Here is a 13,829-nt window from a genome sequence, read left to right as displayed (position 1 = left end):
TTAATAGTATTATGGTGACAATTAATTTTATTCAGACTATATAATGCTAGTTTTACTAATCACTATTTTAGCTGCAGCTTAGAAAAAGGAGAGACACGTGTTGGAGAAATTGTATGAATTATTAGATGAATTTAACGACGAAATCATAAGCATAAGGCGTCATCTTCATCAAAATCCGGAACTATCATTTGAAGAAGTGGAAACGGCAAAATATATTGCCAATTACCATAGGGAATTGGGGCATGACGTCAAGACGGGTGTCGGCGGGAACGGTGTCCTGGCATTTCTAAAGGGGGACAAGCCTGGGCCTACAGTGGCACTTCGAGCTGATTTCGATGCACTGCCTCTCCAAGAAGAGACAAATGTCCCTTTTAAATCAAGCGTTGATGGTGTGATGCACGCCTGTGGCCACGATGGTCATACGGCAACATTGTTGGGATTGGCAAAGGCTTTAAATCGTCTAAAAGATGATTTGGCTGGGACGGTAGTCTTTGTTCATCAACACGCGGAGGAACTCCCTCCCGGCGGAGCAAAGGCGATGATTGAAGATGGCTGCCTTGAAGGTGTGGATGTTATCTTTGCGACACACCTGCAGGCGAACGTCCCTGTCGGCAAAATCCAATATCGTTCAGGTGCGATTCAAGCTGCTCCAGATCGTTTCGATATTAAAATACAAGGCAAAGGCGGACACGGCGCCCAGCCCCATGAGACAAGGGACAGCATTGTGATTGGCGGGCAGCTGATCGGCAACTTGCAGCAAATTGTCAGCAGAAGGTTAAATCCTCTTGATTTAGCTGTCGTATCGGTTTGTTCTTTTGAAGCAAAGAACCCTTACAATATTATCGCTGATACCGCCAAATTAACCGGTACGGTAAGGACATTTAAAGAGAATGTGCGGCAAGCGATTGAAAAAGAAATTGAACAGGTAGTCAAAGGCACTTGCCTTGTTTCCGGTGCGGATTATAGTTACGAATATACTAGAGGCTATCCGCCGACTGTTAATCATCAGGAGGAAACAGAATTTGTTGCGGAGCTCGCCAAGTCAGTTCCGGGTGTGGCAAGTGTGGAAGAATGTGAGCCGATAATGGGCGGCGAAGATTTTGCCTATTACTTGCAGCATGTGAAAGGAACGATATTCTATACGGGAGCTGAAAATCCGAATTGGGAACAAAGCTATCCCCACCATCATCCGAAATTCGATATTGATGAAAAGGCATTGTTGATTGCTGCTAAGGTGTTGGGAACAGCAACAATCAATTATTTAAATGGCACAAAATAACGCTTGGAAAAAGGAATGGAAATACTTTGCCGAATATGCCGGTTGACATATTCGGCTTTTTACACCTTAGGTTTTTACACAGGCGAGGAGGACATCATGAATAATATACTGAAGAATGCAAAAATACATTTTCTTGTCTTGATCATAGTCATCATATCAGAAATCATCGGAACGAAAACGTTGAATGTAGGGATTGGTGTTATTGCCTTATTCCCAATGCTTTATGCGATGGTTTTGGGCGGAATCATCAGCTTGCCTTCCATTAAATTTTTGAACACAAAAGAAATGAATAAAGCAGCACATTTTCTCGGCATTTGTTTTATGCTGTTTGTTATAAAGGTGGCAACGGCTATTGGGCCATCCTTGCCGAAAATTTTTGATGTCGGCATCCCTTTGCTCATTCAAGAGGCAGGTCATGTGCTGGGGACGATTATCATAGGGCTTCCCGTAGCATTACTGATCGGCATGAAGCGGGAAGCGATTGGTGCCACCTATTCGATTGACCGCGAACCGAATCTCGCTATAATTGCTGAAAAATATGGTGCTGATTCACCCGAAGGAAGAGGAGCCCTAGGCGTTTATATTTGCGGCACGGTTTTCGGTGCTATTTACGTAGCTTTCCTGGCAAGCATCATAGGCGGCTGGGGAATTTTCCATCCTATTTCACTGGCGATGGCAGCAGGTGTTGGTTCGAACAGCATGATGGCGGCAGCTACAGGCGCTTTATCCGTTATTTACCCAGACTTAAAGGATGATTTAATTGTTTATGCGGGTGCGGCCAACCTTATGGCCGGCGCCATTGGCATTTATGTTTGTATCTTCTTCTCTTTGCCTTTTACCGCTCGCATGTATACCTGGTTAGAGCCTCTTTTGGGTCGTAAAAAGGCCGCCGTGAAAAAGGAGGAAACCGGGTTATGAAAGACAAAATCATTGTTTTTTCAGTAGTTGGGTTGATTACACTTGTCGGCAATTGGGTCGGATATGGCGTTTCGCCAATAAAAGCATTCCCAGGCATGGTTGTTATTGCTCTTATTGCAATCATCGGTTATTTGTTAAGTAAAATCATTCCTATCAAGCTTCCGGCCGTTTTCTGGGTTGCACTGCTGGCCATTTTAATAAGCTCACCGATATTCCCCGGTCACGCTTTTTTCACAAAGCTGACTGATGAAGTCAATATTCTTGCTTTAGCAACGCCAATCCTTGCCTATGCCGGCCTCTCTTTTGGGAAAGACATTGGTGTATTTAAAAAATTAAGCTGGCGTATTGTCGTTGTTTCACTTGTTGTTTTCACAGGTACATTTTTATTCGCAGCTATTTTATCTGAATTTTCGTTAAGGTTGTTCGGAAAAATTTAACCTTAAAAAAATCCCGTGTGGTTCAATGTCACGGGATTTTTCCTTTTTATTTTTTATTTATAGTTCTGCCTCTTCAACCACATCCTTTGACACAATCTTTCTTGAAGCATCCTCCGGGGGACGAAGGAATATAAATGTCGCTAACACCCCTGAGAATATAATAAGGGCCGTCAGGTAGAATGCAGCGGCGAAACTGCCTGTTGAATCAACAATATAACCGGTAATGATCGGTGCTATGATCCCGGGAATGGTCTTGATAAGCTGAAGCAGCCCTCCCTGTGAACCAGCCTGTTCCGGAACGGTTTCTGCCACAATGGTATGGCAGACAACTGAACTTGAAGCGAGGCAAAACGCGCCAATGGCTAGAATCATAATGGCTAGGATAGTTGAATCAATAATAACGGTCAAGGATAAGCATACAGCTAGAATAAAGAAGCAACCGACAATCCAATAGGCTCTCGCGAAACGCTTACTGCCTGTTTTTACATAAATTTTATCGCTTAGTCTTCCGCCAAATGCTTCACCGCACGCAGCTGCCAAAAATGGTATGACCAAAGCAAAACCCATTGATTTTAGACTTAGTCCTCTTGCAATGCTAAAATACCCCGGGAGCCAAGTTAATAGAAAATATAGGGCATAACCTACACAAAACACACTCCATAAATTCGCTAATATCGTCCCTCTTATATGCCTGGGCAAACCTAACAGCTCTTTAATAGACTTCTTCTTGCCTGCCTTGCTTTTTCGCAATATATGATCCTGTTCTGCAAGGAGCCAACCTTTCTCCTTTTGACCCATAAATGGATTATTTTCGGGTCGATCAGTAAAGTACTTGTACCAAAAAAGCACCCAAATGATACCAAGTATCCCCATGACATAAAACGGCATCCGCCAGCCAAACTCACCGATTAACCAGACAACAACCGGCGAAGCGATGGCTGGTGCAATGTAAACACCGGAAAAGGCAACTCCTAAGGCTGTGGAATACTCTTTGGGACTGTACCATGTTGTAGCAATTCGAATGCCCATTGATGCGGAAGGTGATTCCCCGGCACCAAAAATGGCTCTTGCGATAAGAAATGAAATATAATTAAATGATAGCGCCGTTAATGCAGTAAATAGAGACCAAATGGTAGCTCCGGCTAAAAGGATCCTTTTAGCCCCCCATTTATCTGAAGCAATCCCCGCTATAATAGAAAAAGGGACAACCCCCCAAAAAAAGGCGCTAAGAATCATTCCCCATTCGGAAGCGCTAAAATGAAATTCTTTCATAATTGGTTCTGTCGCTAATGAAATAACAGTGCGGTCAATAAATTGAATAAAATAGACAACGAACAACAACCCTAAGATAAACCATCTATATTTCATTGAACCGGTCCCTTCCTAAGAAGCTGGTAATCAATCATTTAATATAAAAACGTCAAAATCGCTGCCCGCTATCACCTCGCCGTCAAAAACTTCTGAAGCCTCTTTGCTGGCTAGTTCAGCATCAACGTTCGGCAAAAAGTGTGTCATCACGAGTTTTTTTACATCAGCCTCTTTGGCAAGAGCACCAGCCTGAGCAGGCGTACAGTGTTCATTCTCGAGCCGCTTCCAGATGTTCTTAAGGTTGCCGTCGTCGCTCGTTTGACTGTTAATTGAGGAGGTGTTAATCGCCGCATCTTGGACAAGAATATCCGAGCCTTTTGCTAGCTTTACAAGCGAATCAACCGGAGCCGTATCACCGGAAATTGTAATTGCTTTGGCACCGATATCAAAGCGGAAAGCAAACGTTTTGACATTATGAATGACCGGTGTTGTTGTTATTTTCGCAGGCATTTCAGTGTCCACAAGGCCGCCTTCATCTTCTAACTCAATGATAGTCACATCCATTAATCCTTGCCCTGGGATACCAAGCGAAAGCCGGTAATCGATATCCTCCTCAAACATTTCCAAGACCCTTTCATGGAAACGTCTCGTTCCTTTAGGACCAATGATGGTCAATTTACGTCTTCCCAATGACCACCCTCCCAGCAGGAAGTGCTCATAACCAAAGACATGATCCGAATGCAAGTGTGTAAAACATAAATAGTTGATATCAGCCGGATTAATTTCCATTTTCATTAATTGTCTGACCGTCCCCTCACCGCAATCGATTAAAATCGGTGTATTATCTATTGTTATAACTTGTGCCGGACCAGACCTTTCAAGATTAGGTTTTGGACTTCCCGTTCCAAGCATTGTTAATGTTAAATTTGTCATTATATAGCCTCCTTTGTTGTAAAAGCCAGATGTAACCGCTGTCAAATGGAGAAAGAATAGATTGAGGTGAAACAAGCCCCAATCTAATTACAATCAAACGATGTCTATGACTTCTAAATCTTTGCCGACAATAACTTTCCCCGAAAATTCCTCAGAGGCCTCGCGATGGGCTTTTTCACCATTTGTATTCGGCAAAAAGTGGGTTAAAATAAGCTGCTTGACACCTGCTTGCTTGGCTGTACCCGCTGCCTGTGCCGGCGTGGAATGTTCTTTTTGCAATTCAGCCCAAATTTTCTGCAGTTCGGGGTCAGTTGGGTTATCATAAGTCACATTCGTTGAAAGGCAGGCATCATGTATCAATGTATGAGCTCCGCGTGATAACTCTACCAAACGGTCAACCGGTGCTGTATCTCCAGAAAAGACAACGGCTTTTCCATTCACATCGAAGCGGTAGGCTAACGTTATGACATTGTGGACAACGAAATCTGCCGTAACCTTTGCCGGAATATCAGTCTCTATCTCTCCCGCCTTTTCAACCTCAATCACCTCAACGTCTAACACGCCATTGGAAGGACGGCCGAGCGACACGCGATATTCGATATCTTCTTTAAACATGTTAATAATCGTTTCATGAAATGCCTTTGTACCGACTGGTCCTACGACGGTCAGCTTGCGACGGCCCCTTGCCCAACCGCCCAGTAGGAATTGCCCATATCCCAAGACATGGTCAGAATGAAGATGTGTCAGCCAAAGATGGTTCACATCCTCAGGAGCAATTCCCGCTTTCATAAGCTGTGATGTCGTTCCTTCCCCGCAGTCAATCAGTATCGCCGTGTCATTTATCGTTAAAACTTGCGCTGATCCTGAGCGTTCCAAATCAGGCCGGGGACTGCCTGTCCCTAACATCGTTACAGAAAGTTTATCCATTTACAGCCACTCCTTTTAACTATTTAACCTTTAGTAAATATTCAGATAAATCGATTCAAAAAATGGTTGCTTTGCCCCTTATCTTTTTGCTTTTCGAAGGCTATAACCGTATTTAATTTGTGCGTTCTTACGGCTGTTTCAACTTCCTGGAAGGAGGCATCGCTTTTCCCCATTAATTCAATAATCTTTTCGTGCTCCTGAATAGATTCTTGCACTCTTTTGGGAGTTAATGCTGAGCCTTCAACCCTTATTGAGTCAAGGCGCCTCCACGTTTTTCTAATAGTCTCCACAAGGTAATCATTGGTGCAATAATGACAGGTGAGTTCATGAAACTCACGATTTAATCTGCCAAATTCAACGAAATCGAAATCCTCCAAAGCCCCCTTCATGTGTTCATTCAATTCTTGCAGTGAGAATATCTTTTCTTTAGGAAAAAAATCACGGCTTATTGCCGTGGCGTAGCCCTCCATGACTGCCAGCACGGAAAGCGTATCCAAGTATTCGCTTTCATCAATCGGCGTAACAACTGCCCCAATATGCTGATGATACTCAATTAAACCTTCCGCCTCGAGCTGGCGAATCGCCTCCCGAATCGGAATGGCACTCGTGTGGAGTTCTTTAGCCAGTTGATTGATAATAATTCTCTGGCCTGGAGCGTAGACACCTTTGATGATTCGCGATTTCATCACATTATAAGCTTTCTGCTGTTTACTTTCGTTTTTATTATTCATGATGCTCATATCATATAGCTAATCATATATGATTTCAATGAATATTCTATATAAAATCATATATGATTTTGTTAATGGGGTATAACAAACTTGCATGGGAAGCACCCATGCAAGTTAACAGAAATAACGGCTATTTAAGGTAATAATCAAACACTATACTTCCAGCACCGATGGCAACGGCATTTTCACCGAGGATCCCCCTATTGAATTCAATCTTATGACCCGGATAAATAACGCTGTACCTTTCTTTTGTAGCTTTTATCACAGTCTCATAAAACAAATCCATTTCCGTATAAACCGGACCGGCAAGTATCATCATTTCGGGTAACAGGACATTGATTAGATTAGAAAGTGAGATGGCATCATAATAGGCAGCGTCTTTCACAAGATGACTGCAGAGGGGATCATGATTGTTCACCGCTTGGCAAATGTCGTTGAACTCTATTTTTTCGATATCATGAACTTGATCACGCAATATAGAATCATGCCCCCGCTTTACGCTTTGAATGACTTCCTTCTTTATTGCCGAAATGGAAGCATAAGCTTGAATACAGCCATAGCCTCCGCAGACACATTTCCGGCCATGTGCCTCAACAACCATATGCCCTTGCCCGAACATGCCTAACCGATCTGCAGCCCCCCGGGATAGATGGCCATCGGTGATAACGCCTAACCGTGTTCCGACCCCTTGTATGACATAAGCAATATCGTTGTATTTTTTCCAGAGGCCATTTTGGTATTCGGCAAGCAATGCGGTGTTAACGCCAATATCTAATAAAATCGGCAGGTTGAATTTTTCACTTAAAGTATCACATATTCGGACATTTCCCCAACCCGGAGCAAGAAAATCAATCGGACTTAAGATCATACCTTTTTCCCTGTCTAACGGTCCTATTGCTCCTATACCAATACCTAAAACTTTCGATAAATTAGTCTGCCGCTTATTAAGCATATCTTCTATTTGTGCCTCTATGAACTGGATTGTAACCTCAGGTGTCGTTTCTTTGTTCATTGTAAGTTTGACCTGTTCCATAACATTTAAAGAGAGATCCATTAATATTACTTTTGTATGGGTACGGGATATATCTATTCCAATAAGATAATAAAGATCAGGAGTGATTTGGTAGGTGATAGGCTTGCGACCGCCGCTCGATTCACCTAATCCGCTTTCAATGATTAGCTTCTTTTGATGAAGTTCATCAATCAACCTGGTGCATGTCGTTTGACTCAATCCCATTTCCTCTATTAATTCCCCTTTGGAAACGGGTCCCTGTTCCCGAATAAAACGGTATAATTGCTTTATCCGCTTTTCTTTTTCTGACAATGGCCCAATAAATTGTTTGATCACGTTTATCCCTCAAATACGAAAAAGAGTGTCATTTTTATTCATTATACTTGTCTGCGGACCCATTAACCAATTAATTGATGTCCATTGTGTTCATTTAAGGCATGAAATGCCCTCCATTAACATCCAGTACAGCACCAGTAATGTACTCAGAAGAGGGATCGGCCAGAAACCGAATCCCATTGGCCAGATCCTTAGGGTCGCCTAATCTTCCGACTGGGATGTCCCCGACATGCTGTTTTGTTTCATTGCTTTCTACATCAGCTAACATGTCTGACGCAACTAATCCTGGGCATATTGCATTTACTGTAACCCCAAAAGGCGCAAGCTCAATGGCTAAACAGCGGGTCAATCCTAATACACCTGTTTTTGAGGCGACATAATTAGCCCCGACAATGGGACTTGGCCGCTTTCTGGCGGCTTCAGAGGAAACATTAATAATCCGTCCCCATCCACGTTCCTTCATTTTAGATATGACTGCTCGGCTTGTTAGAAATTGGCTGCGGAGATTCACCGCAAAAACCCGCTCCCATTCTTCTAATGTCATTTCTTCTACCGTACTCTTTTTTCCATTGTTCCTTGGTGAAATGCCGGCGTTATTCACTAAAATATCTACGGAACCGAGCTGATCCGTCACTGTCTGTATCATGTCTGCCACCGCATTTTCCTCAGATATATCACCTGGAACTGCAATAATTTGGCCTTTGTTGTTCTCAGCATTACTTAAATTAATAACGAAGTGACTAAGTTCTTCATTATTAATGTCATTGACCGCAACAGCTGCACCTTCAGCATAAAACATCTCGGCTATCGCTCTGCCGATCCCTTGTGCACCACCTGTCACAAATACGACTTTATCCATAAATCGCATAGAGATTCTCCCCTTGTATAAATAATTTCCCTCTTATAACCCCATCATCTTTTTCCAAGAGAGTGCCTGCTGTTCTTCATCGAGTGTAGCAATTTCTTTTAATGTTGCATTAGCTTCCTCACCAACCGGGTAATGGACAGGAAAAAAGGCTTCTGTGTTCACCGCTTCAATGATTGCTTCTGCCACTATCTGAGGATCGTCAGAATGCTGCATATTTCCTTCCGCAAATCCCCTTACAGCTTCCTCAAACTTGCGATACGGAGAATCTACATCCGATCTTTCATCATTAGCCGCGGCATTTTCTTTCTCTAGCAATTTTCTGTTAGTAAGTATTTTCGTAGCGAAAAATCCTGGTTCTATTTGCCGTACTTTAATCCCGAACGGCTCAACTTCCAGAGCAAGTGCATCACTTAAAACCCCTAGTGAATGTTTTGAGGCGGCATACCCCCAATTGATAGGTTTTCCGGGGATACGGCCGTCAATTGATGAAACATTAACGATCGTACCGGATCCTTGTGCCCGCATCGCCGGCAACACCGCTCTCAGCATACGTATGACTCCGAAAAAGTTAGTCTCGAAAGCAGTCCGTAACATCGTGTCGCTCAAAAACTCAACAGACCCAAGACACCCCATCCCTGCATTATTGACTAAAACGTCTATGCGCCCCTCTTTATCAAGTACCTTTGATACCGCCTGCTTGACAGAATGGTCATCCGTTACGTCAAGCTTTAATATTATAATAGGAAGCTGTTCGCTGTTCGTTATACTTTGAAGATCCCCATCCTTCGAAAGGTCCCGCATTGTGGCATAAACCTTGTTGCCCCGGCGGGCAAAGGCAAGTGCACTAAGAAGGCCAAAACCGCTGCTGCAACCAGTTATAAGTGCGACTCTCAAAAATATCCCTCCTTTAGACTATTTCCTCGATACAATTACGGAAAACTTGAGTATGCCGTTTAACATCTTCTTCTTCTGTATAAGGACACATAAGCGCCATACTATGAAACGGTGTCAGAAGGACACCCCTGTTAAGAAGATAAAGGTGAATAGCCGCTTCTAACTCCGGCTCACGAATGGCTTTAGCTTCTCCGCCGTTTGTTGGCGCCGACTTGCTAAACATGTACTCGACTCGTGCGCCAATTCTAGTAACATGCCAAGGAAGCTGTTTCTCTTGTATTACGGCTGTCACACCTTGTTCAAACTTTTCAGCCATCATGGTCATATGATTATAGTTTTCTTCAGTCATTACTTTCTCAAGTGTTGCACGAAGAGCATGGACCGTAAGAGCATTGCCTGCCAGTGTCCCGCCGAACCCGCAATGATTGATGCTATAGCCGTCTTTTTTCGTATACTTGCGCATGGCCCTAGCAACTTCTTCTGTCATGCCATAGACTGCGGCGGGAATACCCCCGGCAATTGCTTTTCCTAGGACGAAGAAATCTGGTTCAAGGCCGTAAGCACCTGTGTAGCCTGATGGACTAGTCGAGATCGTATGCGTTTCATCCATAATTAAAAGCGTCCCGGTTCGCCTAGTAATGTCTCGAAGCACCTTATGGAACCCCGGTTCAGGAGGGACCATGCCTACGTTCGTCATTATTGGTTCCGTCAGAACACAGGCTACATCACCCGGCGCAAGCGCTTTCTCCAAAGCTTCCAGATCGTTAAATTCAATGACTTTGGTCGTCCGTTCAAAGTCAACGGCATTCGATGAAATGCGCGGCTGTGGAACCATCTTTCCGTCCTCAATGGAAACCTGGGTCTCATCTAGTGAACCGTGGTACTTTCCATTAAATACTAGAATCTTATCCCGGCCGGTCATGATTCGGCTCATCCGAATCGCAAAACGGTTCGCATCTGTCGCAGATGTAGCAAGCTGCCAATAAGGCAAGCCGAAACGCTGTTGAAGATTCTCACCGGCCCAAAAGGCATCTTCGGTCGGCAGCATCGTTGTACTGCCTTGAGTAATCTGATTCTGAACAGCAGCAGCAACCTCTTCGTTACCATGCCCAAACATCGCTCCGGTGTCTCCCAGGCAGAAATCAATGTACTCATGCCCGTCAACGTCCGCCAAACTGGCTCCAAAAGCCTTTTTTAAATGAAGCGGAAACGGGGATGGCCAATTATCCATCCAATGCATTGGGACGCCGCGTACAAGGGATCGCTGTGCCCGCTTATAAATTTCTTCAGATTTCGGGTTTGCCTTAATAAACCTCTCTTCTTCCATAGCAAGCAATTTCGCTAATCGCTTCTTATTTACTTCATATGTTGTTTTCATACTAACCTCCTATACCCTTTACATGTCCATTTTCACCTGTTGTTTGAATCCTTTTGTTTTTAACGTTAAATATAGAAAGCCAACGAGCAGCCAGCATATGCCCACAATTTTCCCGACCAAATCCATGCCTATCAAGATGTAAATACAAACAACGATTCCTAGTATTGGTGATATTAAATTTGAGAGAAAGTTTGCTCCTTTTCGCTCTTTTCGTTTGATAAAAAATTCAATAACCACAGACAAGTTAACAAAAATGAATCCAATTAATGCGCCAAAGACAACTATCAAAAAGAAGACGCTTATAGGGATAAGCAAGGCACCGACGTAGCCAAGCACCGCTAAAATCAAAATACTATATACGGGCGTCTTATACTTTGGATGTAAATAGCTTAAAAATCCCGGCAATACTTGATCCCGTCCCATGCTAAAAAGAACCCTGGAACCAGATGCTTGGCCCGCCAGTGCAGAAGCGGCCCCTGTGACAACAAGAAGGATGGTCGTCGCAGCAGCTAAACCGCTTCCACCGGCTGCAATAGCTACCTCATAGAAAGCAGTATCCGTGTTTTTGAATGTGGCAAAGTTCGGATGAATCAACGTTGCGAAATAGATTTGAATACCTATTAAGGCAGAACTAACAAGGCAGGTGATAATGACAGCACGCCCTACTGTTTTACCGGGGACTTTTGCATCCTCCGACAAGGCTGTAATCGCATCAAAACCAATGTAGGAGAGGACAGCAATAGATGAACCAGAAATAAGGGCATTCATAGAAAATGTTGTGGAATCAAAAACCCCTTGCAAATCAATAATCTTCCCAGTACCCACCCCGTTTGTCAGGGCATGAATAGCAAAGCCAACGAACAAAAAGACACTTATTAGTTTCAACAACAACATGATAAGATTAAGGTGTGAAGACACCCTCATCCCAACATAATTAAACAGTGTCATCGGCAGGATAAAAATGATTAACATCAGCCATAATGGCATAAATGGCATCATTTCTATCGCAAAACTCGAACTTAATTTATACACCAACATCGGAAAGATCAAATAATCCAAAAGAATGGCCCAGCCTGCCATAAAACCAAGTGTCGGATGCAGTGTGTGAGTGGCATAACTATATGTTGAACCTGCTTTTGGGATCACGCTTGCCATTTTGCCATAACTGAATGCTGTAAAAATCATCGCAATAAGCCCTACAAAAATCGCTAGTACACCATGACCATGTGATAAGGTGGTAAGCCCACCGAATAAAGACTGTGCTGAATTCGGCGAGATGAAAATAATTCCAAATATGACTAAGTCCCTCGTCTTTAACACCTTTTTTAATTCCTGCTTGCCATTCTTTGAATCAGTGTTGTTTTTCAGCATGATTCAAGCCCCCTTCAGTATCCCTCTTTTAACATATAGGTTTATAAATGGCCTTGTCTCTCAAACGCAGATATAGCGTCAGACAGTTTGTTTATAATTGTTTCAACCTGCTCCTTGTTCGTAATAAGCGGGGGGGCAAATACTATCGAATTGGACCCCTCAAAAACAACAGGACGGACGATTAATTTTCTTTTATGGCATTCGCCGACAACCTTAGGGGCAGCCATTATCGCCTGGTCAAAAGGTACGCCCTTTTCACGGTCCTTAAGTAATTCAAAACCGGCTAACAGCCCAATAGCTCTCGATTTCGTGACAATAGAATGGTTATTTTCTAGATACTTAAAGCCTTTCATAAGTTCTGCTTCCATACGTTTGGCATTACCGACCAAATCTTCCCTTTCAATAATTTCGATATTTTTCAATGCGATCGCGCACGCCGTTGTGTGTCCGCTGTAGGTGAAACCATGGAAGAATACATCATTTGGTGATATCTCTGCCAGTTCATTTCTTAGACGTTCTGTGATAATAACTGCTCCTAACTGAATGTAAGCGCTTGTAATTCCTTTCGCAACAGTCATGACATCAGGAACAACATCCCAATTATCGACACCGAACATTTTCCCTGTCCTTCCAAAACCGCAAATGACTTCATCAGCAATCATCAAAATGCCATATTCATCACACAATTTGCGAAGGGCTTGCAAATAGCCGGCTGGAGGAATAAAAAGGCCTCCTGCCCCCATAACAGGTTCCACGATAATGGCAGCTACAGTTTCTGTCCCTTCCTTCTCGATCGTTCCGCGGATACTGCCTGCATAATCCGGATCGGATTTATCGCCTAATTCACAATTAGTCTTGAACCTTGTTGTTGCATGGACGAAATCCGGAGCTTTGGCTGTAGCCATATTTTGAAATTGGTCAATGCCTGTTGCACTTGTAGCACCAACTGTAATGCCGTGATAGCCCCGCTTAACGCCAATAATTTTGGTGCGTTTTGCCTCACCTTTTAGCTTCCAATAATGGCGAATGAGTTTGAAAGCTGTATCGTTTGATTCTGATCCTCCGGAGGTGAAGAAGGATACATTCAAGTCTCCAGGAGTAATGGAAGCCAGCTTCTCAGATAAACGAATGACGGGTTCATGGGAAAAGCCCTGAAAGCATGAACTGTATGCGAGTGTAGACATTTGTTCCTTTGCTGCTTCCGCGATTTCTTCTCGTCCATGGCCTATGTTCACATTCCATAAGGAGCTCATTGCATCAATATATTGGTCACCATTAATGTCTGTTAAATAAATGCCCTTTCCTTCCTTAAAAATAAAGGAAGGACCGTTTGCCTGGTGCTGCTTAATCGATGTCGTCGGGTGCAAAAAATACTTTTTGTCAGATTCCTTCAATTCGTTGATCGTTGTATTCTCTAAAGCTATGTTTTTTGTCATA

General features: G+C 43.3%; 13 protein-coding genes. 3 read left to right on the top strand and 10 right to left on the bottom strand.

Annotation, left to right across the window (positions count from 1 at the left end; translation table 11 throughout):
- The first annotated feature begins 100 nt into the window (after positions 1–100).
- From EV207_RS04710 to EV207_RS04700, 3 genes are all read left to right on the top strand, one after another.
- A complete protein-coding gene (locus tag EV207_RS04710; protein WP_132744167.1) occupies positions 101–1,279 on the top strand; it encodes a M20 family metallopeptidase in 1,179 nt (392 codons plus the stop codon).
- A 96-nt stretch (positions 1,280–1,375) separates the two neighbouring features.
- Positions 1,376–2,197: a DUF3100 domain-containing protein gene (locus EV207_RS04705; protein ID WP_132744165.1), complete on the top strand. Its 822-nt coding sequence runs from the start codon at positions 1,376–1,378 to the stop codon at positions 2,195–2,197.
- Positions 2,194–2,634, top strand: a complete 441-nt coding sequence (locus EV207_RS04700) for a hypothetical protein (protein ID WP_132744163.1) — start codon at positions 2,194–2,196, stop codon at positions 2,632–2,634. The genes EV207_RS04705 and EV207_RS04700 overlap by 4 nt, the downstream gene beginning before the upstream one ends.
- 57 nt (positions 2,635–2,691) lie before the next feature.
- Here the strand turns inward: EV207_RS04700 and EV207_RS04695 are convergent, their stop codons facing one another.
- The 10 genes from EV207_RS04695 to EV207_RS04650 form a co-directional block, all read right to left on the bottom strand.
- On the bottom strand, positions 2,692–4,002 hold the full coding sequence (locus EV207_RS04695) for an MFS transporter (RefSeq protein ID WP_132744161.1): 1,311 nt from the start codon (positions 4,000–4,002) through the stop codon (positions 2,692–2,694).
- Between the two features lie 30 nt (positions 4,003–4,032).
- Positions 4,033–4,875 (bottom strand): MBL fold metallo-hydrolase, encoded by an 843-nt coding sequence (locus EV207_RS04690; protein ID WP_132744159.1) that lies wholly within the window; start codon positions 4,873–4,875, stop codon positions 4,033–4,035.
- A 93-nt stretch (positions 4,876–4,968) separates the two neighbouring features.
- The gene (locus tag EV207_RS04685) at positions 4,969–5,802 is read right to left on the bottom strand and encodes an MBL fold metallo-hydrolase (protein WP_132744157.1); all 834 of its coding nucleotides are present in this window, start codon (positions 5,800–5,802) and stop codon (positions 4,969–4,971) included.
- Between the two features lie 41 nt (positions 5,803–5,843).
- The gene (locus EV207_RS04680) at positions 5,844–6,533 is read right to left on the bottom strand and encodes a GntR family transcriptional regulator (protein ID WP_132744155.1); all 690 of its coding nucleotides are present in this window, start codon (positions 6,531–6,533) and stop codon (positions 5,844–5,846) included.
- 130 nt (positions 6,534–6,663) lie between these two features.
- Positions 6,664–7,881, bottom strand: a complete 1,218-nt coding sequence (locus EV207_RS04675) for an ROK family transcriptional regulator (RefSeq protein WP_132744153.1) — start codon at positions 7,879–7,881, stop codon at positions 6,664–6,666.
- A gap of 94 nt (positions 7,882–7,975) precedes the next feature.
- Positions 7,976–8,749 carry an SDR family NAD(P)-dependent oxidoreductase gene (locus tag EV207_RS04670; protein WP_132744151.1) on the bottom strand — a complete coding sequence of 258 codons (774 nt, stop codon included), beginning with the start codon at positions 8,747–8,749 and terminating at the stop codon, positions 7,976–7,978.
- 33 nt (positions 8,750–8,782) lie between these two features.
- Entirely contained in the window at positions 8,783–9,643 is an 861-nt protein-coding gene (locus EV207_RS04665; RefSeq protein ID WP_165886833.1) for an SDR family oxidoreductase, read from the bottom strand.
- 13 nt (positions 9,644–9,656) lie between these two features.
- The gene (locus EV207_RS04660) at positions 9,657–11,021 is read right to left on the bottom strand and encodes an aspartate aminotransferase family protein (protein WP_132744147.1); all 1,365 of its coding nucleotides are present in this window, start codon (positions 11,019–11,021) and stop codon (positions 9,657–9,659) included.
- Positions 11,022–11,039: 18 nt separating this feature from the next.
- A complete protein-coding gene (locus tag EV207_RS04655) occupies positions 11,040–12,392 on the bottom strand; it encodes an APC family permease (RefSeq protein WP_132744145.1) in 1,353 nt (450 codons plus the stop codon).
- A 41-nt stretch (positions 12,393–12,433) separates the two neighbouring features.
- Entirely contained in the window at positions 12,434–13,828 is a 1,395-nt protein-coding gene (locus tag EV207_RS04650; RefSeq protein ID WP_207902917.1) for an aminotransferase family protein, read from the bottom strand.
- Position 13,829 lies beyond the last annotated feature (1 nt).

The sequence above is a fragment of the Scopulibacillus darangshiensis genome, from assembly GCF_004341035.1.
GTDB lineage: Bacteria > Bacillota > Bacilli > Bacillales > Sporolactobacillaceae > Scopulibacillus > Scopulibacillus darangshiensis.
Note: the sequence above shows the minus strand (reverse complement) of the source record. Positions and strands in the feature narration are given on the sequence as shown.

Excerpts from the sequence above, each read along its gene's own strand:
- EV207_RS04705 (WP_132744165.1), top strand. The coding sequence starts at position 1,376 with ATGAATAATATACTGAAGAATGCAAAAATACATTTTCTTGTCTTGATC.
- EV207_RS04700 (WP_132744163.1), top strand. The coding sequence starts at position 2,194 with ATGAAAGACAAAATCATTGTTTTTTCAGTAGTTGGGTTGATTACACTT.
- EV207_RS04695 (WP_132744161.1), bottom strand. The coding sequence starts at position 4,002 with ATGAAATATAGATGGTTTATCTTAGGGTTGTTGTTCGTTGTCTATTTT.
- EV207_RS04690 (WP_132744159.1), bottom strand. The coding sequence starts at position 4,875 with ATGACAAATTTAACATTAACAATGCTTGGAACGGGAAGTCCAAAACCT.
- EV207_RS04685 (WP_132744157.1), bottom strand. The coding sequence starts at position 5,802 with ATGGATAAACTTTCTGTAACGATGTTAGGGACAGGCAGTCCCCGGCCT.
- EV207_RS04680 (WP_132744155.1), bottom strand. The coding sequence starts at position 6,533 with ATGAATAATAAAAACGAAAGTAAACAGCAGAAAGCTTATAATGTGATG.
- EV207_RS04670 (WP_132744151.1), bottom strand. The coding sequence starts at position 8,749 with ATGCGATTTATGGATAAAGTCGTATTTGTGACAGGTGGTGCACAAGGG.
- EV207_RS04660 (WP_132744147.1), bottom strand. The coding sequence starts at position 11,021 with ATGAAAACAACATATGAAGTAAATAAGAAGCGATTAGCGAAATTGCTT.
- EV207_RS04655 (WP_132744145.1), bottom strand. The coding sequence starts at position 12,392 with ATGCTGAAAAACAACACTGATTCAAAGAATGGCAAGCAGGAATTAAAA.
- EV207_RS04650 (WP_207902917.1), bottom strand. The coding sequence starts at position 13,828 with ATGACAAAAAACATAGCTTTAGAGAATACAACGATCAACGAATTGAAG.